The sequence below is a fragment of the Clostridium sp. AF50-3 genome (assembly GCF_003477445.1).
Taxonomy (GTDB): domain Bacteria; phylum Bacillota; class Clostridia; order Lachnospirales; family Lachnospiraceae; genus Otoolea; species Otoolea fessa.
Genome location: NZ_QUDH01000004.1, coordinates 128,044 through 149,136 on the forward strand (window position 1 = coordinate 128,044; position 21,093 = coordinate 149,136).

At 49.7% G+C, this 21,093-nt stretch carries 14 protein-coding genes; 12 read left to right on the forward strand and 2 right to left on the reverse strand.

What is annotated here, in order from left to right; genetic code table 11:
• Nucleotides 1-188 precede the first annotated feature (188 nt).
• The 6 genes from DW085_RS06320 (at nucleotide 189) to addA (ending at nucleotide 10,943) form a co-directional block, all read left to right on the forward strand.
• Entirely contained in the window at nucleotides 189-770 is a 582-nt protein-coding gene (locus DW085_RS06320) for a cob(I)yrinic acid a,c-diamide adenosyltransferase (protein WP_118492007.1), read from the forward strand.
• Nucleotides 771-784: 14 nt separating this feature from the next.
• On the forward strand, nucleotides 785-1,318 hold the full coding sequence (locus DW085_RS06325) for a hypothetical protein (RefSeq protein WP_118491867.1): 534 nt from the start codon (nucleotides 785-787) through the stop codon (nucleotides 1,316-1,318).
• A 298-nt stretch (nucleotides 1,319-1,616) separates the two neighbouring features.
• Nucleotides 1,617-1,955 carry a DUF1292 domain-containing protein gene (locus DW085_RS06330; RefSeq protein WP_022358993.1) on the forward strand — a complete coding sequence of 113 codons (339 nt, stop codon included), beginning with the start codon at nucleotides 1,617-1,619 and terminating at the stop codon, nucleotides 1,953-1,955.
• A gap of 90 nt (nucleotides 1,956-2,045) precedes the next feature.
• Nucleotides 2,046-3,548 (forward strand): RNA polymerase factor sigma-54, encoded by a 1,503-nt coding sequence (rpoN, locus tag DW085_RS06335; protein WP_118491869.1) that lies wholly within the window; start codon nucleotides 2,046-2,048, stop codon nucleotides 3,546-3,548.
• Nucleotides 3,549-3,582: 34 nt separating this feature from the next.
• Entirely contained in the window at nucleotides 3,583-6,954 is a 3,372-nt protein-coding gene (locus DW085_RS06340) for a PD-(D/E)XK nuclease family protein (protein WP_347474996.1), read from the forward strand.
• A gap of 161 nt (nucleotides 6,955-7,115) precedes the next feature.
• Entirely contained in the window at nucleotides 7,116-10,943 is a 3,828-nt protein-coding gene (gene addA / locus DW085_RS06345) for a helicase-exonuclease AddAB subunit AddA (protein ID WP_118491871.1), read from the forward strand.
• Between the two features lie 234 nt (nucleotides 10,944-11,177).
• Here the strand turns inward: addA and DW085_RS19085 are convergent, their stop codons facing one another.
• Nucleotides 11,178-11,327 (reverse strand): hypothetical protein, encoded by a 150-nt coding sequence (locus DW085_RS19085; protein WP_182430813.1) that lies wholly within the window; start codon nucleotides 11,325-11,327, stop codon nucleotides 11,178-11,180.
• A 2-nt stretch (nucleotides 11,328-11,329) separates the two neighbouring features.
• A complete protein-coding gene (locus tag DW085_RS06350; protein WP_182430815.1) occupies nucleotides 11,330-11,962 on the reverse strand; it encodes a MerR family transcriptional regulator in 633 nt (210 codons plus the stop codon).
• 525 nt (nucleotides 11,963-12,487) lie between these two features.
• Between DW085_RS06350 and rsmH the strand changes: the two genes are divergently transcribed.
• From rsmH to srtB, 6 genes are all read left to right on the forward strand, one after another.
• Nucleotides 12,488-13,546, forward strand: coding sequence for a 16S rRNA (cytosine(1402)-N(4))-methyltransferase RsmH (gene rsmH / locus DW085_RS06355; RefSeq protein WP_107000320.1), 1,059 nt, complete (start codon nucleotides 12,488-12,490; stop codon nucleotides 13,544-13,546).
• 310 nt (nucleotides 13,547-13,856) lie between these two features.
• Nucleotides 13,857-14,702, forward strand: a complete 846-nt coding sequence (locus DW085_RS06365) for a tyrosine-type recombinase/integrase (RefSeq protein WP_118492009.1) — start codon at nucleotides 13,857-13,859, stop codon at nucleotides 14,700-14,702.
• 245 nt (nucleotides 14,703-14,947) lie between these two features.
• Nucleotides 14,948-15,613 carry a hypothetical protein gene (locus DW085_RS06370; protein ID WP_117796377.1) on the forward strand — a complete coding sequence of 222 codons (666 nt, stop codon included), beginning with the start codon at nucleotides 14,948-14,950 and terminating at the stop codon, nucleotides 15,611-15,613.
• Between the two features lie 52 nt (nucleotides 15,614-15,665).
• Nucleotides 15,666-17,525, forward strand: coding sequence for a vWA domain-containing protein (locus DW085_RS06375; RefSeq protein ID WP_118491877.1), 1,860 nt, complete (start codon nucleotides 15,666-15,668; stop codon nucleotides 17,523-17,525).
• Nucleotides 17,441-19,888, forward strand: coding sequence for a VWA domain-containing protein (locus tag DW085_RS06380; protein WP_147353931.1), 2,448 nt, complete (start codon nucleotides 17,441-17,443; stop codon nucleotides 19,886-19,888). Before DW085_RS06375 ends, DW085_RS06380 begins: the two co-directional genes overlap by 85 nt.
• 199 nt (nucleotides 19,889-20,087) lie before the next feature.
• Nucleotides 20,088-20,888: a class B sortase gene (srtB, locus tag DW085_RS06385; RefSeq protein WP_182430817.1), complete on the forward strand. Its 801-nt coding sequence runs from the start codon at nucleotides 20,088-20,090 to the stop codon at nucleotides 20,886-20,888.
• Nucleotides 20,889-21,093: the final 205 nt, after the last annotated feature.

Consider the following 21,093-nt stretch of genomic DNA (forward strand, 5'->3'; position numbering starts at 1 on the left):
CAGACCGCCAGATTGCGTATATGGGGAAATTTACGTTACTGGGCACGTATGCGTGAACAGTAAGATGCCAAATATTTCAATGTAAATTTTCAATCGGGCAAATATTGTGGTTGGCAGTTTGATATGATAAGATAGTTGGTATGGGTGCGCTGAAAAGCGAGATAAATAAGGAAGAAAAGGAAAAATATATGGGATGTGTACATCTGTACTGCGGCGATGGAAAAGGAAAGACGACGGCGGCGATCGGTCTGGCGGTCCGGGCGGCAGGAACGGGAAAACAGGTAGTTGCTGCCCGCTTTTTAAAAACGGACCAGTCTGGGGAGGTGGAGATTTTAAAGCGGCTCCCGGAGGTGACGTTGATTCCCTGTGAAAAAACATTTGGATTCACGTGGAAAATGACCGATGAAGTGAAGCAGGAGGCAGCGGATTATTATAAAAGTATGTTTGAGACGGCGTGCCGTGAGGCAGTGAAGCGGTGTGGGGAAGCAGAAGAGAACGGTTCGAAAGCACCGGAGGAGAATAACTTCTGTGAAACCTGCGATGTTCTGCTGGTGTTGGACGAGGTCTGCGCTTCTCTTTCTTCGGGACTTTTGGAGCTGGCGGATATAGTGGATTTTCTGGATCACAGACCAGCGGGGCTGGAGGTTGTGATGACGGGGCGGAAACCGCCGGAGGAGCTGCTTTTGCGGGCTGATTACGTGACAGAGATGGAAAAAATCAAGCATCCGTTTGACCGGAAAATCCTGGCGCGGCGGGGAATTGAATATTAGAGAGGGGACTCTGAATGCAATTTATAAAGAGAAAGCATCGTCCGGAGTACGCTGCAGTGCAGCGGGAATGGGCAGTGTGGGTAAAACAGATGGAAAAAATACTTCCGGGTTACGGGGAGCAGAATGAGGCATTGCACTGGATGGTACGGATTCTGACGGGGGTGCGGGTTCTGTACTGCCTGTTTTATCTGATTATGACATTTGTCTATGGAATGGAGAAAACAAATGCGGTCATGACGCTTTTGGGACCGTTTATTTTTTATGGTTGGTATATGCTGATGCTGCGGGAGAGCCCGGTGCTTACGGTGTTGATGCTGATCGGGCGTGGGGCGAGTATCGTGTGGGGCGGTGTGTCGCTGCTTCAGATGAGCTGGTGGCTGCCATTTCCGCTGGTTTTCATGCTGGTAACGGCGGCGGCAATCGAATTTATAGAGGCGGTATTCTGCATCTATATGCTGTTTAACCCGCTGGCACGTCACACAATCCGCTTAAACCGGGCATTTGCACGTGGAATGCGTGTACAGATGCCGGATGAGGTGCTGGAATAGATGGCGGCGTATCGGAATGAAGCGGCGATACTGTACACGGGTAGGCACTTTTGGAACCGAAAGTGCCGTAAGAAAACGTGGCGGTAGCAGGAATTTGCCGTATTTAAATGCGAAGCCACGGCAAATTCCGTTACTGGGCACGTATGCGTGAACAGTAACGAGGCGGCAGATGAAGAGGACAATGAGGAAGTCAAGTCTTGATTTTTACAGAATACTCTGATACAGTGGAGTCAAGACAGGATTCAGTCAATGGATCTTGTGGGACGTAGAAAAAGCATAGAAAAGAAAGAGGTAAAATATGGCAGATAATAAGAATATGACGCAGGAAGAGATCGACAACGGCGAGGAGATGACCGTGACACTGACACTGGATGACGGCAGAGAGATTGAGTGTGTTGTTCTGACGATTTTCCCGGCAGGCGGCAAGGATTATATTGCTCTTCTTCCGATGGATGACATCGAGGCAGAGGACGGCGAGGTATATCTGTACCGTTACAGCGAGGACGAGAACGGACAGCCGAACCTGGAAAACATCGAGGACGACGATGAGTATGAGATCGTGGCAGATGCGTTTGATGAGCTTCTGGACGAGCAGGAGTATGATGAGCTGGTCGGCGAGGACGAGCTGGATCAGTAATTAAGCAGGCAAAAGACAGGACGCCCAGGTACTTCGCAGGCAGAAACGGCGAGGCATCTGGGCGTTTTACATCTTTTCAGGGGTGGTACGATGGAACTGAAACAGGAGTTAAAGCTCAAACAGACATTGTCCCAGAAAATGATACAATCCGCAAATATTCTTCAGATGGGGCAGATAGAGCTTAAAGAGTACATAGAAGAGATGGCGCTGGAAAATCCGGTGGTGGATCTGGAAGAGCGGGAGCTGGAGAACGGACGGCTGGAAGAAAATGGAGAGCTGAACGAGAAAATCAGCAGACTTGAAGAACTTGCCAGCCTTGACCGCCAGAACCAGACCTATTATCAGGATGAGGAAGAAGAGGCGGGACGATTAGAGCCGGGCTGGAGCCAGGATGGGCTTTTGGAATCGCTTCTGGAACAGGCGTGTATGCTGCATCTGACGAAAAGAGAAGAAAAAATATTCCGCTATATGATCAAAAATCTGGATGCAAGCGGATATCTCAGCGTGAATTTTGGAGAACTCTGCGCTGGGCTGGGAATTGAGGAGACAGAAGGGGAGCGTATCTGGAAAAATTTTGGCAGGCTGGAACCGCGCGGGATCGGGGCGCGATCACTGAAGGAGTGCCTGTTGATGCAGTTGTCTTGCTTGGCAGAGGACGGCAGCGTGGTGATTAATATTGTTCAGAATGAAACGATGCAAACCGAAATGCTGGCAGCACATATCATTTCCAACCATCTGGATCTGCTTGGGAAAAACCAGATGAAGCAGCTTGCCCGTGCATGTTCCTGCAAGCTGGAGGAAGTGCTTTTGGCAGCAGCGCGGATCCGGGAGCTGAATCCCAAACCAGGAAGCGGATATGGGGATGAGAACTATGATAAATATATCGTACCAGATATAATTATTACCCAGACGGAACACGGATTTGAAATGCAGCTTTCCGATGAGACACTGCCGCAGATTGCCGTCAATCCGTATTATCTGTCATTGATGAAGCAGAAAGATACCGAGACGGAGGCAAAGGACTACATTGAGGGAAAAATCCAACAAGCTGAATGGGTCTGCCAGTGCATTGGGCAGCGCAATCAGACATTGTTGCGGCTGGCAGAAGAGATTTTGTGCGTACAGGGGGAGTTTTTCGCAAAAGGAAGTGGAAAACTGGCTCCGTGGACGCAGAAACAGGCGGCTAAATCGCTGGGGGTCAGCGAGCCGACGCTGAGCCGGACAGTGCGTGAAAAATATCTGCAATGCCGCTGGGGGATTTTTCCGCTGTCATATTTCTTTTCAAGACACATGGCTGCGGGGGGATTCGGGACAACGGATAAGGGAAGAATGGCAGAACGGGAAGAGGCGGCGAATCAGGAAGAAACGGCGGTTCAGGCAGAAGTGGTAAATCGGATAGAAACAGGCGGAGATCCGCGAGAGGCAATCCGCTATCTGATTAAGACGGAAAATCCGAGAAAGCCGTTCAGCGACCGCGTGCTGTCAGAAAAACTGGCGGAAGCAGGGATCACGCTGTCGCGGCGGACCGTGGCGAAATATCGGGAAGAGATGGGGATACGGGACGCATCAGGGCGGAAGTGCTTTGGTAGCTGACAGAAAACATAGACAGAAAGACAGAGGGAAAACTATGTCGTTGCAATTTATAATCGGTGGTTCTGGTTCGGGAAAGACACGGACACTGTATGAAAATCTGATCCGTCAGTCGATGGAAGAGCCGGACGGACGTTTTTTTGCGCTGGTGCCGGAACAGTTTACGATGCAGACGCAGAAAGAGATCGTGATGCTGCATCCGAACCATGGCGTGATGAATATCGATATTGTCAGCTTTGAGCGCCTGGCATACCGGGTGTTTGAGGAGCTGGCGATTGAAAACCTGGCGGTGCTGGATGATATGGGAAAATCGATGGTTCTGCGGCGCGTTTCATCGGGCGTCCGGGGAAATCTGTACCTGTTCGGAGGACATCTGGACAAGGCGGGCTTTATCAGTGAGATCAAATCGATGTTGTCTGAGTTTTTCCAGTACGGCATCACGGAGGAAAAGCTGGAGACGCTGATCGGGGAGACGAAAAGCCCGCTGCTGCGCCAGAAGCTTCTGGATATGCAGGTTTTATACCGGGCATTCCAGGCGTATACCGAGGAAAAAGTGATCGTAAAAGAAGAAATTTTAAGCCTTCTCTGCCGGGTGCTGCCGCAGTCACAGCTCATCCGCGACAGCGTTGTGACGCTGGATGGCTATACAGGCTTTACGCCGATCCAGTATGAGCTTCTGGAACTCTTATTCCAGTGCTGCCGGAAGGTGATCGTGACGGTCACGATGGATCCGGAGGACAACCCGTACCGCGAGAGCGTGCAGCAGAAGCTCTTTTACATGAGCCGTCATACCGTCTGCCGTCTGATTGACCGTGCTGCAGCTGCCGGATGCAGCCGGGATGAGGATATTTTGTTGAAAGAAAAACCAATGTGGAGATTTAAGGACAGCCCGGAACTGGGATTTATTGAAAATGAATTGTTCCGATATAGAGGAAAGGTGTATCATTCTGGGAGCGGGAACGAAAGCGGGGCTGCGGCTGAACACGGTCGGGAAAACCTGCGTCTAATTGAAGCAGCAACCCCGCAGGCGGAAATCTCTTTCTTATGCGGAGAAATCCGGCGTTTGGTGGCATCGGAGGGCATCCGTTACCGGGAGATCGCGGTGATTACCGGCGACTTGGAGACATATTCCCGGGAGATTCTGAGGCAGTTTGAGAAGAATCAGATCCCGTGTTTTATTGATTATAAGAAAAATATTTTAAGTAACCCGATGGTGGAACTAATCCGGGCGGCGCTGGAGGTGCTGCAATCGGGCTTTTCCTATGAATCGGTGTTTCGATTCCTGAAAACAGGGCTGGTGATGCCGCTTGCGGGGCTTTCACCGGAAGTGATCTATCAGGCGGAAAATTATGTGATTGCGCTTGGAATCCGCGGGTTTAAGCGGTGGAACAGCACATGGGAGCGCGTGTACCGGGGGGCTGAGCTTATCAATCTGGATGAGTTAAATCAGTTCCGTGAGGCGGTTGTCACACCATTTCTGCCGTTTCGGGAGGTGTTTTCCAACCGCAAAGCAACGGTGCGCGAGCGGACGGAGGCGCTGGTCCATTTTCTCGAAGCACTTGAGATGGAGCAGAAGCTGGCGGCGATGGCGCAGCAGTTTGAAGAAGTGGGCGATATGAGTCTTGCCAAGGAGTACGGGCAGGTGTATGGGCTGGTGATGGATCTGTTTGACCGGATTGTGGCGCTTCTCGGCGAGGAGATCATGGGACAGCGGGAGTATGCAGAGATTCTGGACGCCGGTTTTGCGGAGATCAAGGTAGGACTGATCCCCGCGGTCGTGGACCGGATCGTGGTCGGCGATATCACGCGAACCCGTCTTTCCAATATAAAAGTGTTGTTTTTTGCCGGAGTCAATGACGGGATAGTGCCGTCTGTTTCGGGACGCGGCGGGATCCTTTCGGAGGCGGATCGCCGGGCGCTGCGGGAAATGCAGGTAGAATTGGCGCCGACCGCGCGGGAGGAAAGCTTTTTGCAGCGATTTTATCTCTATCTGGCGCTGACAAAGCCGTCGGACTATCTCTATCTGTCGTGTGCGGCGTCCTCTGCCGAGGGAAAAGCGATGCGTCCTTCGAGTCTGATGCTGCAGCTGCTTAAATTATTTCCGGAGAAACGTCTGGAACAGCCGAAGGAAGAGAAGGAAGCGCTCTGGTCGCCGGAGCTTGGCATGAGCTGGGTGCTTCGGGGACTGCAGGATGAAAAAAGCGGGGAAAATGACCAGTTTATATCGCTGTACCGATACTTTATTCAGTCAGAATCGTACCGGGATGAAATGCAGGCGCTCTCGGATGCTGCATTTTATACCTATCAGGATACGGGCATCGGGAAGGCGGCGGCGCGGGCGCTCTATAGCCCGATTCTGCGGGGCAGTGTGACGCGTATGGAGCTGTATGCGTCGTGTGCGTATGCACATTTTCTTTCGTATGGGCTGGAATTGTCGGAACGGCAGATGTACGAGATTGCCCCGTCGGATATCGGAAATCTGTTCCATGCGGCGATCGACATGTATTTCACGCGGATGAAAGAGGAAAATCGCCGGTTTTCCGGCATTTCGGAGGAAGACCGCCAGAAAATGGTGGCGGAGTGCGTGGCGTCGGTCACGGAGGAATACGGCAATGCGATTCTGGGAAGCTCGTACCGGAATCAGTATCTGGAACGGAAGGTATACCGGATCACGGATCGGACGATCTGGGCACTGACGGAACAGCTAAAAAAAGGTGATTTTGAGCCAGCCGGGTTTGAGGTCAGTTTTTCACCGATGGATCACCTGAGAGCGATGCGGATTCCGCTTTCAAGCGAGGAGGCGATCCATCTGCGCGGGCGGATTGACCGAATCGATCTCTGCGAGGATGGCGACCGGCTGTATCTTAAGATCATTGATTACAAGACGGGAAAAACGAAATTTGACCTGACGGATATTTATTATGGATTGCAGCTGCAGCTGGTCGTCTACATGGATGCGGCGATGGAGAAGATCGGGCGGGAATACCCGGATAAAACGGTGGTTCCAGCGGGGCTTTTCTATTATCATATCGAGGATCCGATGGTGGAGCGCAAGCCGGTGGAGTCGGAGGAGGAGACGAATGCCGATATTTTGAAGGCACTGCGGATGAACGGGCTGGTAAACGGCGATCGGGAGGCACTGGCACATCTGGATAACCGGCTGGGCGAGGAGGCGACGGCGGATTCGGATGTTGTGCCGGTTTCGATTAAAAATGAGGCGATCGTTGAGCGGCGTTCGCAGGCGGCAGGGGAAGAAAAATTCCGTGTGCTGGGCGCGTATGTGAACCGAAAAATGAAGCATATGGGGCGGGAGATTCTGGATGGAAACATTGCGGCGTCGCCGTACAAAAACGGTCAGAAAACGGCGTGCGATTATTGCCCGTACACAGTGTGTGCGGATTTGATTTGAAAACGGACGGCTACCAGTTCCGGCGTTTTGATAAGCTGAGCCCGGAGGAGATCTGGGGGAAGATGGAAGAAAAGGATAAGGAAACGGAACGGTAGGTTTGTGTTTGGCTGTGACTGTGGGAATGAAAGAAGAACCAGTCATGAAAAAGGAAAGGGCGAGAAATGGCAGTAAATTGGACCAGGGAACAGAAGCAGGTAATTGAGGGGCGGGAGAAAAGCCTCCTGGTGTCGGCAGCGGCCGGAAGCGGCAAGACCGCGGTGCTGGTTGAGCGGATCATCCAGATGATCACGGAGGGGGAGAACCCGAAGGACATAGACCGCCTGCTTGTCATGACTTTTACCCGGGCGGCAGCGGCGGAGATGCGGGAGCGGATCCAGGCGGCGATTGAGAAAAAACTGGAATCGGAGCCGGAAAATGAACATCTCCAGCAGCAGGCAGTTCTGGTTCAGTTTGCCCAGATCACGACGATCGACAGCTTCTGCCTGCATGTCATGCGGGAACATTTTGACCGGCTGGACATCGATCCAGCATTCCGGGTCGGCGATGAGGGCGAAATGCTTCTGATGCGCGCTGATGTGATGGATGGGCTGCTGGAAGATTATTACCGCGACGGCGGGAAACGGTATGAGGAGTTTGTGGACGCGTATGCGACGGGCAAGGCGGACGGTGGAATTGCCGAGTATGTGATGCAGGTCTACAATTTCGCCCAGAGTAACCCGTGGCCGGATGCGTGGTATGAAAAATGCCGTGAGGAGCTGCTCCTGACCGAACAGGGAGAGCTGGAGCAGACGGAGTGGATGCAGTTCCTTTTGCGTGATATTGCATTGCAGGCGCAAGAGTGGGAAATACAGCTTCGGGAGGCGTGGGAGATCTGCCAGGAGACGGGAGGACCGATGCCGTACCTGCCGATGATCGAGGAAGATCTGCGCCATGCGGAGGCAGTCTGCGGGGCAGCCGGTTCGTTTGAAACGATCTCGGAGGCATTGGAACAATTTACGTTTTCGCGTCTGGCGGCGATCCGCGGCAAAAACGGGGAGGTCGATCCGGAGAAAAAGGCGCTTGTTTCCGACTGCCGCAGCCGGGTCAAAAAAGCAGTTGAAAAGTTAAAAGGAGAGTACCTGTTTGCCTCCCCGGAGCAGATGCTTACGGATATGGAAGCCGGAAAAGAGCGGATTTTGGAACTTTTGGAGCTGGCTCAGGAATTTGGACGGCGGTTTAGGGCGAAGAAGAAAGAGAAAAATGTGGTGGATTTTCATGATCTGGAACATTTTGCGCTGGAGATTCTGACAGAACCGGAATCAGAATGTTCCGAGGCGGAGGAAACTTCAAGTGCAGAAGAAACCGATCAGATGCAAGGGAAAAATGCCTGGACAGTGCGCGTACCAGGCACAGTCGCGGATGAGCTCGCCGTGCAGTACGACGAAATTCTGGTGGACGAGTACCAGGACAGCAACCTGGTTCAGGAGACGCTGATCCAGTGCATCAGCGGTGAACGTTTTGACCGCCCGAATGTGTTTATGGTGGGCGATGTCAAGCAGAGTATCTATAAATTCCGCCTGGCGAGACCGGAATTATTTCTGGAAAAATACAGCACATACACGTCGGAGGAGAGCGCGCACCAGAAGATCGAGCTTCACCAGAACTTTCGAAGCCGGGATCACATACTGGAATCGATCAATGCGATTTTTTACCGTATCATGACGGAAAAGCTGGGAAATATATCCTATACGGAAGATGCGGCACTGCATCCGGGCGCAGCCTTTGAAGAGCGGGATGGCCTGGATGAGTTAAAGACGGAGCTTTTGCTGGTGGATTTGTCGGTGCAGCCGCAGAAAGAGACGGAATCCCCCGAGTTAGATGATGAGGCAGCCGATTACACCGCCAGAGAGCTGGAAGCGCGCATGATCGCCGGAAAGATCCGTGAGATGACGGATAAAGAACGGGGGATCACGATCTGGGATAAGGAGCTTGGCGCTTACCGTCGGGCGCAGTACGGGGATATTGTGATTCTGCTTCGAAGCGTCAGCGGATGGGCGGAAGAATTTATCGAGGTGCTGGCGACGCAGGGGATTCCGGCGGTCGCAGAGTCTCGGACGGGATATTTTAATACGCTGGAAGTCGAGACGGTGCTGAATCTTTTGGCAGTCATTGACAATCCGATGCAGGACATTCCCCTGGCGTCGGTGCTCAAATCGCCGTTTGGCGGCGTTTCTGATGAGGAGATGGCGTGGATTGTGGCGGAACATAAGGCGGGCGTTGACCGGTCGCGGGATGCAGGGCTTTACCGGGCGGTTGTGGAGTATATGAACGAGGATGGACCGGTGAAGTCGAATGACGAAAGTGACGATTCGTCGATCGCGGATGCGTTTCGTTTTCAAAAAAATAAATTAATTCAAAAGAATAACCTGCGCCGAAAACTCCAAAAACTCTTTACTCTCCTGGATACATTCCGCCAGGAATCTGTTTACCTGCCGATGCACGAACTCCTCTACCGGATTTACGACAAAACGGGCTATTACCGCTATGTGTCGGCGCTTCCGGGCGGGGCGGGACGGCGCGGCAATCTGGATATGCTGGTGGAGAAAGCGGCAGCCTATGAGGCGACGAGCTACCGGGGTGTGTTCCATTTCATCCGGTATATTGAGAAGCTGAAAAAATACAATACAGATTTTGGTGAAGCGCCGGTGGCAGATTCCGAGGGAACGGTGGTGCGGATCATGAGTATCCATAAGAGCAAGGGACTGGAATTTCCGATCGTGTTTGTGGCTGGAATGGGAAAAAATTTTAACAAGCAGGATACGCGGGGGAAACTTCTGATTGACGCGGATCTGGGAATCGGAACCGACTATCTGGACAGTGAGAAGCGCATCAAGGGACCGACGCTCAAGAAAAATGTGATGAAACGCCGGATGGAACTGGAGGCGCTGGGCGAGGAACTGCGTGTTCTTTACGTGGCGCTGACGCGTGCGAAGGAAAAATTGATTCTGACGGCGTCCTCCCGGAAATTGGAGGATCGGATTGCGAAGTGGAGCGCAGTGGCAGCCGAACACGGGGCGATTCCGTATACGATTCTGACGCTGGCTTCCTCGTATCTGGATTGGATTTTGATGAGTATTCCGGAAAAAAATCCGTGGATTTCATATCAGATGGAAACGCTTTCCGACCAGATCGACCGTGAGATTGGCACGCAGATACGCCAGACGTTATCGAGAGAGTGGCTGCGGTGGCTGGCGGGGGAGGACAGCCATTTGTCGAATGACGAGAATCATCCAAACACGCAAAATCGGCTCGAAAATATCAGGCAAATAGAATCGATCATCAGCAGCAACTACCATTTCCAGTACCCATACCTGGACGATCTGAGTCTCAACACCAAGATGTCCGTTTCTGAACTCAAGAAAAAGGGCATGGAGGAAGAGGAGGAGGAGATGGTATTTCTGCCGACGCTGCCAGTGTTTATGGAGAAGGAGCAGGAAGAAAAAGGCGGCGCGACGCGCGGTACGGCGTACCATCGTGTGTTGCAGTTTTTGCCGTTTGAGCGGGCAATGTCGAGACAGGAGTTAAATGCATTTCCGGCGAAGCTGGCGGCTGAGGGGCGGATGGACGCCGAGGCGGCGGCGTTGGTGCGCGGCTCAGATCTGGCAAAACTGACAGCCAGTTCATTGGGAAAACGCATGCAGAGAGCGGCAGCAGCCGGGAAACTGTACCGGGAAAAACAGTTCGTCATCGGCATTCCGGCGCGCGAGATGGGCGAGTGGGATTCGGATGAGCGGATTCTGATACAGGGTATCATCGACGCCTTTTTTGAGGAGGATGGCAAGCTGGTTCTGGTGGATTATAAGACAGATTATGTGGAAAATTCAGACATTCTGATCCGCCGCTATGAGGCACAGGTGCGCTACTATACCCGCGCACTGGAACAGATGACAGGAAAAAGGGTGGCGGAGCGCTACCTGTATTCGTTCCGGTTTGGGGCGATTGAAGTGTAAGGCAGTGATTCTGGATACAGATAGGCACGTTCGGAGCCGATCGTATTTCCAGTCAATACGCCGGGATATGCGGCGCAGGAGGATCTGACGGAGTACCGGAGTTTTACGGATTATACGGATCAGGGCTTTGTTTATGTCCATGCGGGCTGCCGCGGCCGATAACTTTATAGAGTGGGTCAATGCGTGCTGCGCCCAGAGGAATTAAAATAATAAAATTAGAGAAATTAGTTTTGGTTAAAGGGTATCATCCGCCACCAGAACCGCTACCTGCGTCAGAAAATTCTCAGGATTTTTGTGCTGGGGCGGTCCCTCCAGATAGAGGTGGCGGGCGGTGCCCTTTAATGGAATCTGATATTTGTTAGCATACGCACAAAGATGCTTCACAATTACCGGAAGACCTTCATAGGCACCGTGATAAAAGATACAGAGCGCTTTCTGGCAGGGCAGGGTGACGAGATGTTCACCCAGGCTTTCCGGCGGGACGGCGATGCAGCAGGTAAAATCGCCCGGATTCGAAAGGTTGTATTCGGTGAAAAACATATGCTGGGTGGTGTCAGAACCATATTGGCGGATCGCTTGATGAAGACGCTACGTAATTGCTCTTTCTTGTCTTCAAGTTCTGTCGAATGCAGATCCTGGCAGTAAACGGTCTGGGCGGGAAGTTCTATCTGTCGGATTTCAAAGTCATTGTGCCCTTTTGAATGTTCTTTTAATTTCTCAATATTCCGGCTGTTCTCGTCACGCAGATCTTCCAGACGCGCGATCAGCGGCTCCAGATCCGTCGTGCCGTGATAATAGGCATAGATATCATCCAGCGACAGACCGAGATTCTGCAGAATGCGGATGCTCCGGATGCGCGAGACGGTGTCTGCTGTATAGTAACGGTTTCCATTGATACCGTCTCTCTGATCCGGCAGAATAAGCCCCTTGTCTTCATAATTTAAAATCATGCGCCGGGTCACTTCCAACGCTTTGGCTGCCTCGCCGATCGAGAGCAGCCGTTTTTTATCGTGCGTCATAAAACCTCCTGTTAGATATCCATAAGATGTGCAATCATGTATATTTGCCATGTAGGATTCTGGTGCAATTTTTTACACTCATAGTTGTGTATGATTACATGAAAAATAAGTAAAAATTATATAAATTAGCTAAAAAGGGATTGTATCGCACATCAATGTACGATGTATAATCATTTTATTGAAAGCGGGATGCCGTGTCAAGTATCCCGCCGATGCAAAACGCCACACAATTTGTCATATTATGCACGTTGAAAAGGAGTATCCGGGCAGGCAGGAGCGTCAGACATTGGGGAGAATGAGTATTTTATATACAGAAAGATTTGATGGCTCATCTGCAAACATCTGCCCGGAGAAACATTTCAACCAAAACACCTTTATTGTATACCTATGATGCTGCGTTTTATCTGGAAAAATCAAGAAAGAATTGACATTTGAACGCCTTCCATATATGCTTGAACCAATATGATTTTCGATTTGACAGATGGGAAAATCAATGGAAAATCTAAGCAGATATGGGAGGCTTTTATGGATCAGGAAAATCAGACACCACACAAACGGCGTGTCAGATATAAAGGAAAATATCCAAAAAAATTTGAAGAAAAATATAAAGAGCTGCAGCCGGAGAAGTATCAGGACACGATCCAGCACGTGATTCAGAAGGGAAATACACCAGCGGGCATGCATATTTCCATTATGGTGCAGGAGATTCTGGATTTTTTGCAGATCCAGCCGGGGCAGGTCGGATTTGATGCGACGCTAGGATACGGCGGACATACGAAGGCGATGCTGGCCTGCCTGAAAGGTCAGGGACATATGTATGCGACCGATGTTGATCCGGAGGAATCCGCCAAGACGCGGAAACGCCTGGAAGAAGCGGGCTATGGCGAGGACATGCTTTCAATCCGTCTCCAGAACTTCTGTACAATCGATGAGATTGCCAAAGAAGCGGGTGGTTTTGATTTTATTTTAGCCGATCTGGGCGTGTCTTCAATGCAGATTGACAATCCGAAGCGAGGCTTTTCGTTCAAGGTAGATGGACCGCTGGACCTGCGCCTGAATCAGGAAAAAGGCATCAGCGCCGCCGAGCGCCTTGACACGATCGAGCGTGAGGAGCTGGCGGGCATGCTGTACGAAAATTCAGACGAACCGTACTGCGAGGAGCTGGCAAAAGCGATCACGGATGAGATCCGCCGTGGAAACCGGATCGATACGACCACGAAACTCCGTGAAATCATTGAAAAAACATTGGATTTCCTTCCGGAAAAGGAGAAAAAGGAGACAGTCAAGAAGACCTGTCAGCGTGTTTTCCAGGCGCTCCGGATCGATGTAAACCAGGAATTTGAAGTGCTCTATGAGTTTATGGAGAAGCTTCCAAATGCGCTTCGACCGGGTGGACGGGCAGCGATCCTGACCTTCCATTCCGGAGAGGATAAACTGGTGAAAGCGGCGCTCAAAGAGGGATATCGCGCCGGTATCTATAAAGAATATTCCAAAGATGTGGTGCGCCCGTCCGCGCAGGAGTGCGTACAGAACCCGCGTGCCCGCTCAACGAAGATGCGCTGGGCGATCCGGGCGGACGAGTAAAATGAATATAAAAGAAAATATATGAAAAAACAGGGCAGCTGTTCCGAGCAATATGGGAGCGGCTGTCCTGTTTTTATTGTGAAGATCAAAGAGAGTCCATGTGAAAAAATTTCGGGCGCAGTGATGTCTGGTTCTGCAAAAATCCGATTAAAAGAGCAAAAATGTTTTTTTAGCGAGATTTCTGTTTCCGGTGCGTATACTATAAGATTACTTTTCAGAAAATAGAAAAGTGGTCACAGTTGTGAAAGAAGAAACAGCTGCGAAAAAAACAAATCCGCGAGAAAGTTTCGTGAGAAAGAGAGGAAATACATTGAAACAGGAAACACAAAATGAATTGGAACGATTTAGGGATTATTTGAGAGAACAGGAAAAAAGCAGCCACACGATCGAAAAATACTGCCGGGATGTGAGAAAGTTTTTGATGTTTGCTGATGAAGACTGGGATAAAAATACAATTATATCTTTTAAGGAATATCTGCAAGCTCATTATAAAACGTCCAGCGCCAATTCGATGCTTGCGTCTCTGAACAGCTACTTTCATTTTATCGGAAGACAGGAATACTGTGTCCGCACGTTCCGGGTGCAGAAGCGGATTTTCTGTGATGAGAGACAGGAAATGACGCGCAGCGATTATCAAAAGTTAGTTAAGGCGGCGCGGGAGCGCGGCGATGAACGCCTCTGTGCGATATTGCAGACGATCGCGAGCACGGGCATACGAATCAGCGAGCTTTCATATATTACAGCGGAATCGCTGGCACAGGGGGAAGTAGTGATCGACTGTAAGGGAAAACAGCGGGTGATCCTGCTGCCGCAGTCGCTGATGCTGTATCTGACGCAGTACTGCCAGAAGCAGCGGATTGTGAGAGGCAGTATCTTTGTCACAAGAAGCGGGCAGGCAGTCCGCAGACAGAATGTGTGGGCGGACATGAAATCCGTCTGCGCCGAAGCAGGTGTTCTTCCGAGCAAGGTATATCCGCACAATCTGCGCCATCTGTTTGCCAAGATATTTTACGAGCGCAATCACGATCTGGTCCGTCTGGCAGACTATCTGGGTCACAGCAGCGTGGAAACGACAAGACGTTATACGATCATCAGCAGCCGTGAAGCGTGCCGCAGACAGCTGGAATTAGGTTTGTTGATTGATAGGGAAAATTGACGAAAAACATAATGGGAATTATGTCATGAAATGAAAAAAATCTGCATACATATCTAAATATATGATTTTATTATCAAGTTTATCACTTCTGAGAAAAAATTTCAACCTACAAAGACGTTAAAAAACAGTACTTGAAAGTACAGATATTTTATCCAAAATCCGACAAAAACCTTGCAAATTAAAGAAAAAACAAAACAGGTGGATATGACATAATTCCCATTATGTCAGCCGGGGAGGTGGAGTATGTGAGAGAAGATCTGACGGGGCGCCGGTATGGACGTCTGACTGTCTGCCGGGAAATAAAACAGGCAGCAAAAAGCCGCCGCCATTACTGGCTGTGCCGGTGCGACTGCGGGAAAGAAAAGACCGTGGAGGAGTCCCATCTGAAAACAGGGCATACGAAAAGCTGCGGGTGCTATCGGAAGGAGCTTCCGTCCAGTCGGCGGATCGATCTGACAGGCCGTCAGTTCGGACGTTTGAAAGTGCTTGAAGAGGCGGATAATTCCAACCGGACAGGCGGATATTGGAAATGTGTCTGTAGCTGCGGACGCCTGATTGAGGCATCCAAAGAAAGCCTGTGCGCGGGAAAAACCAAGAGCTGTGGGTGCCTGCAGGCGGAGACACGAAAGAAAAACATGAAAAAAGCGATTCATTTTGTAGGCGGAACCTGCCTGGAACGAATCGCCAACCAGAAAAATACGGCAAACAATACAAGCGGCTACCGAGGCGTCTACCAGCGGGAAAATTCCCGGTGGCGGGCAGCGATCGGCTTTCAGGGAAAAGTGTACAACCTTGGAACCTTCGTAAACCTTGAGGATGCGGTGGCAGCGCGGAAAAAAGCAGAAGAGGAATTGTACGAGCCATTTTTGCGGGAACATGGCGTGAAAGCGGTGCAGAAGGGAGGTATTTAAATCTGCATAAGGGGACCTGCGTTGATGATAGATAAGACAGGAGGCAAAAAGAATGAAAAAAGCGAAGAAAAAGGGGAAAAGTTACAGTCAAGGATGGTTTGAACGTCAGTCAAGGCGTTTCATGTCAGTGCTTTTGTGCAGCAGTATGTTGAGCACAAGCGTGGCAAATACAGCCGCATTTGCAGCTGCCACATCCGAAGGAGGGGATGAAAGACAGGAATTTTCATTGGAAAAAGAAGTCCTCAGGCAGGCAATCCGGGATGCTGCTAAAAAAGGAAAGACAGTAAAAGAGGATGTATTTACGTTTTCCGGCGATGAGGCAGAAACCTACGAGGGACTGTTTGAAGAAGGAAATCTATATGAACTGCATCCAGATTTCGAGAAGAAAAACGACCGGCTTACTTTGAAAATGTATGCCCGCTTAGAGGATGAAGAGGACATGGATCAGTATACGATCAGCGGAAATGAAGAAATTATTTTCCTGATGACCAACTCTTCTTCAAAAGAGCGCACCGGACGGATTCTGGTGGATGGAAGAGCCAGCGCATGGATGACGGTTGCGCCATTTGGTGAAGTAAAAAAGCAGGTTGAGCTGGAGACAGAGGAAGCGGTTCCGACCGAGATAGAAAATGAGGTAAAAGAACCGGAAAGTGCAGTTCCGGCAGGAAGTGAAGATATCACAGAAGAGGATACGGCTCTGGAGGACGATGTAAAGGAGCAGGAAAATGCTTCAGATACAGGTAACAATCAAATAAAAGAAGAAACCTCGGATCCAGAAAAACAGGACAAAGCAGAGCAGAAAGCTCAGGAACCGAATACAGGAGATTCAGAAGATACCTCGGATATAAAAGAAGAACCGGAAGCAGCGGATGACAAGAAAGATTTATCGGAGCTGGATTCTGAGAACGAGAATGAAAAAGCAGACATGGATGCGTCCGATGCAGATACATCGGATTCAGAAAATGACAGCGCCCAGGACGAAGATTCAGTTCAGGTATCACGTTCGGCTCATTTTTCGATGTTTTTAACTTCAGCTGCAATGGCATCTCCGTCTGATGCAAAAGAAGAAGAGAACGAGAACGATGAAAACGAAAAAAATAAGGCGATTGTAGGCGACGAAGCAGAAGAAGACAATTTCGAACGCATTCTGGGGGATTCATATGAAACGGTAGGCATTAAGAATGCATCCGCAGCCGCATTTGTAACTTCCGCGATGGAGCTTGGTCTGACAGACGTAGCTGTTTTGTCGGCAGTGGAAGTGGAAGAAATTCCAGACTGGCAGATTTCGAAGTCTAAAAAAGCTACCAATCTGGACGAAAACTTTGAATCCCAGGTAACACTTTCCCTTCCGTCAGCGGAGGAAAAACTGGAAAATGACATTGTGTTTGTGCTGGATAAATCTACCAGCGTGCAGCTGGAAAATGAAGCGTTAGAGATGCTTAAGGAGCTGCAGGCGCAGGCAAAGGAAAATGGCGCAAAAGTAAAGGTTGGAGTCGTTATTTTCAATAAAGAAGCGCACAAGTCTGACTTTATGGATTTGGGAACCCAGTATGATGCGATTGCGGCAGCGATCCGTGAGAATATTAGCAGCGGAACGAATCTTTCGGCTGGAATCCTTGCAGGCAAGAAAATGCTGGATGAGGATACGCAGGTGGCAGCAGGAAGAAAGAGCCTGGTGCTTTTAAGCGATGGCATTACCTATATTTTTGGGGAAAAACCGACGGCGGTTGCCTGGGGATTTGAGAATGATGGTTCAGAACATTCCTGGGCGGGACCGGATAACTGGATTCTTAAATATGGGAATAATAAAGCATTATCGGAGGATGAGTGGAACGAGCGCCTGGGTACAATCAAAGCGCAGATGGATGCACAGGCGATGAATTTGACCATTCATATGAGCCAGGAGATTTAACGCCATGTACCCCACCTGATGAAGGAAAAAAATATGCCAATAGCGTTGATAAAGCGCTCTATCTTTCCTATGAGGCATATCTGGAAGCGGCGAAGGAACAGTATCACTGCTATGCGATGCCGATTGGTTCATCTGCTGGTGAAAGCTATCCATGGGGACCGAGCTTTGTGAAATATCTGGCAGACGGAAAAACGGTAAGTTTTGAAGATATCAAAAATGATATCCTTTATGCCGTCGATCGGGACTCGACTGTGGAAGATTATATGGGTTGGGTCAAGGATGACTACAATTTTGACTTAAAGAGCATCGACCGTCTGACTGTTGGCGGCAGGGAGCTTTCTAAATGGAAAGATGGAAATACCGTTTATTTTGGAAATGAAGACGTGAATGCAGCTCAATATCGTTTTAAGGTGGAATACGATCCGTCGGATAAGGAAGGAGGAGAACATTTCATCTGGACGATGAATGAGGCGGTAAAAAATAATGAACCGGTGCAGCTGACCTATACGGTAAAACTGGTAAATCCGAAGAACAATCCAGGAGAATCGTATGGACGGTACGATGAAGACGGAAGCGAAGAGTATGATGGACTTTATACGAACCAGAAAGCAGTGCTGCATCCGGTTGGAAGCGATCAGGAAAAAGGAAAAACGGAAGTATTTTCGAAACCGACTGTATCATATACGATTCCGGGAGGAGAACTTCCGACGATTCCAGAGGGAGGAACTTCTAAATCGAAGACAGCGGAACAGCTGGATGAAAATTTTAAGTCTCAAGTGGCTTTGTCCTTGCCGTCAGCGGAGGAGCAGCTGGTAAGTGATGTGGTGCTTGTCTTAGATAAATCAACCAGCACGGGACTGAAAGAGCAGGCATTGGAAATGCTTCAGAACCTCAAGAAAGAAGTGCAGGAAAAGGGAGCAAAGGTCAAAGTGGGAGTAGTGCTCTTTAACAAGGAAGCGCATACGGATGGATTTATGGATTTGGAGACCCAATATGAGGCGATTGAAGCAGCCATTTGTCAGGAGATTAAGAGTGGAACCAATCTTCACGCAGGTATTTTAGCGGGTAAATCGATGTTAGACCAGGATACAGGAGTGGCAGATGAACGCAAGACACTGGTAGTTGTCAGTGATGGTATTACCTATATGTTTAATGAGAATCCGACGGCGGTTGCCTGGGGATTTATGGCAGATTCTCCGAAACATTTTGCAGGACCGGATAACTGGAAATCCAAGTATGGAAATAATCAGGCACCGACGGACTGGAATGCATGGCTGACCGGCATAGGAGCCAGACTTTCAGAGCAGAAGGATACACACGACTATCCATATGGAACGGAACCGGATGCATCGCTTATTACACCGGTGGAGGAAGCAGGAAATTATGTGAATTCGATCGATAAGGCATTATATCTTTCGTACGAGGCGTACGCACAGGCAGCTTCGGAAGGATATCACTGCTATGCGATGCCGATTACGCCGCCCGGAACGGCAAGTAACTATGAGTGGGGAATGAGTTTCATGCGGTACCTCGCGAATGGAAAGCAGGTTTCATTTGACAGTATAGAAAATGATATTTTGTATGCCGTTGATAAAGGTTCTGTTGTGAAAGATTATATGGGCTATGTGAAAGAGGATTATAACTTTGATTTCGACCACTTAGACCAGCTGACAGTAGGGGGAAAAGCGCTTTCTATGTATCAGGAGGGCAACACCTGGTATTTTGGAGACGGAGAACCGGGACCGCAGAATTACCGTTTTAAAGTGGTATATGACGCAGGAAATAAGGCAGAGACAGAGATGTTTACCTGGTATATAGAAGAACCAGTTTCAAACTTTGCACCGGTGCAGCTTACCTATACCGTAAAACTGATAAATCCAAAGACGGCAGATGGAACCTATGGAAAATATGACCGGGACGGCAGCCAGCACTATGAAGGGCTTTATACCAATCAGGAGGCGGTTCTGTATCCGGTAGACAGCCATGGAAATGAGTATCGGCCAGAGGAATTCGCGAAGCCGACCGTATCATATGTGGTAGAACATGGAACCCCGGAACCGGGACCTGCTCCTACTCCTACCCCGAATCCAGACAATAACGGAGGCGGAAGCCACGGCGGTCACGGAGGCGGAAGTAGTTCTGGCAGTAAAAAGTCTTCGACCACAACCGCGTCGGGACCGGCAGCACAGCCGACGGAACCGGTTACACCGGTTGTACCAGAACCTCAGCCGGTTGTACCGGCAGAAGGACTTCCGAAGACCGGGGATACGGATCGGATGGATGTGCCGATGGCTCTGCTGGCAATTGGAATGATGGCAGCAGCTTATGTATTAATGACGGGCAGAAAAAAGACGGAAGAGTAAGACAAGACATAGAAAAATAAAAATTGCCCGGTTATAAGAGCAGGTTTGTAGGGCGGCGCCAGAAATAATGGCGCTGTCCTAAAACTATGCTATTATCTGTTTCGTTTTGTATGCAAATTAATACATCATTTATAAAAATATATAATTTGCTTAATAAATAAAGGCGCAGAACGTTTCACGGGCAAAGATGGAGGGCTCGATGCAAAAGTGGACACGGAAAGCAGCGGCTGTGATAGCTGTCATCTGTCTGGCGTTCGGTACAGCGGGGGTGGCAATGCATAAATGGGATGAAATGCGTCAGGAGAAGGCGCATGAAGAGCTGACCGCTCAGGTTGTGGGAATGTCGGAAGCAGGGACGACAGGAGAAATAATGCCGGAGAAAAAAGTGCCAGAAGTGGACAATGAGATAGATGAGACAAATGCAATAAAGGAGACAGAATATGTGTCAGCAATTGATTTCGTAGTGCTGGATTCCCAGAATCCGGACGTCGTTGCCTGGATTCAGATTCCGGGAACACAGATCAATTATCCGGTGGTTCAGGGGAAGGACAATGATTATTATCTGCATCGTGATCTGAACGGGCAGAAGAGCACGGCGGGCACGATTTTTCTGGACTATGCCGATCGGGCAGATTTTTCGTCCCTGCATAACGTGCTGTACGGCCATCACATGAAGAATGGAAGTATGTTTAAGGACATTTCCAGATACAAGGATCAGGGCTATTTCGATCAGCATTCAGAAATCATTCTTTATACGCCGGAGCGGGAGATTCATTTAAAAGCCCTGGCGGCTGTCTGCACATCGCCGGATGCGATCCGCCGGAAAACGGAGTTTGCATCGGGAGAAGAATTTGCGTCATATATTCAGCAGATGACAGCGGGCGCGAGCGCGTCCGCGCCGATCGAGGGGACGATCGTGCGTTTGTATTCATTTGTGACATGCAGCTATGAATTTAACAATGCCCGGACAATTCTATATGCGTATGAATCGGCAGAATAGTAACTGTTCACGGGTAGGCACTTTTGGAACCGAAAGTGCCGTAAGAAAACGTGGTGGCAGCAGGAATTTGCCGTATTTAAATGCGAAGCCACGGCAAATTCCGTTACTGGGCACGTATGCGTGAACAGTAACGCAGAATAAGATGGGGAATGTCCCAGATGTGGAAAAACAAAATGCGTTACCATGATGCAGTAACTGGATAGAC

Coding starts and splice junctions, on each gene's coding strand:
- DW085_RS06320 (WP_118492007.1), top strand. CDS start 189: ATGGGATGTGTACATCTGTACTGCGGCGATGGAAAAGGAAAGACGACG.
- DW085_RS06325 (WP_118491867.1), top strand. CDS start 785: ATGCAATTTATAAAGAGAAAGCATCGTCCGGAGTACGCTGCAGTGCAG.
- DW085_RS06330 (WP_022358993.1), top strand. CDS start 1,617: ATGGCAGATAATAAGAATATGACGCAGGAAGAGATCGACAACGGCGAG.
- rpoN (WP_118491869.1), top strand. CDS start 2,046: ATGGAACTGAAACAGGAGTTAAAGCTCAAACAGACATTGTCCCAGAAA.
- DW085_RS06340 (WP_347474996.1), top strand. CDS start 3,583: ATGTCGTTGCAATTTATAATCGGTGGTTCTGGTTCGGGAAAGACACGG.
- addA (WP_118491871.1), top strand. CDS start 7,116: ATGGCAGTAAATTGGACCAGGGAACAGAAGCAGGTAATTGAGGGGCGG.
- DW085_RS06350 (WP_182430815.1), bottom strand. CDS start 11,962: ATGACGCACGATAAAAAACGGCTGCTCTCGATCGGCGAGGCAGCCAAA.
- rsmH (WP_107000320.1), top strand. CDS start 12,488: ATGGATCAGGAAAATCAGACACCACACAAACGGCGTGTCAGATATAAA.
- DW085_RS06375 (WP_118491877.1), top strand. CDS start 15,666: ATGAAAAAAGCGAAGAAAAAGGGGAAAAGTTACAGTCAAGGATGGTTT.
- srtB (WP_182430817.1), top strand. CDS start 20,088: ATGCAAAAGTGGACACGGAAAGCAGCGGCTGTGATAGCTGTCATCTGT.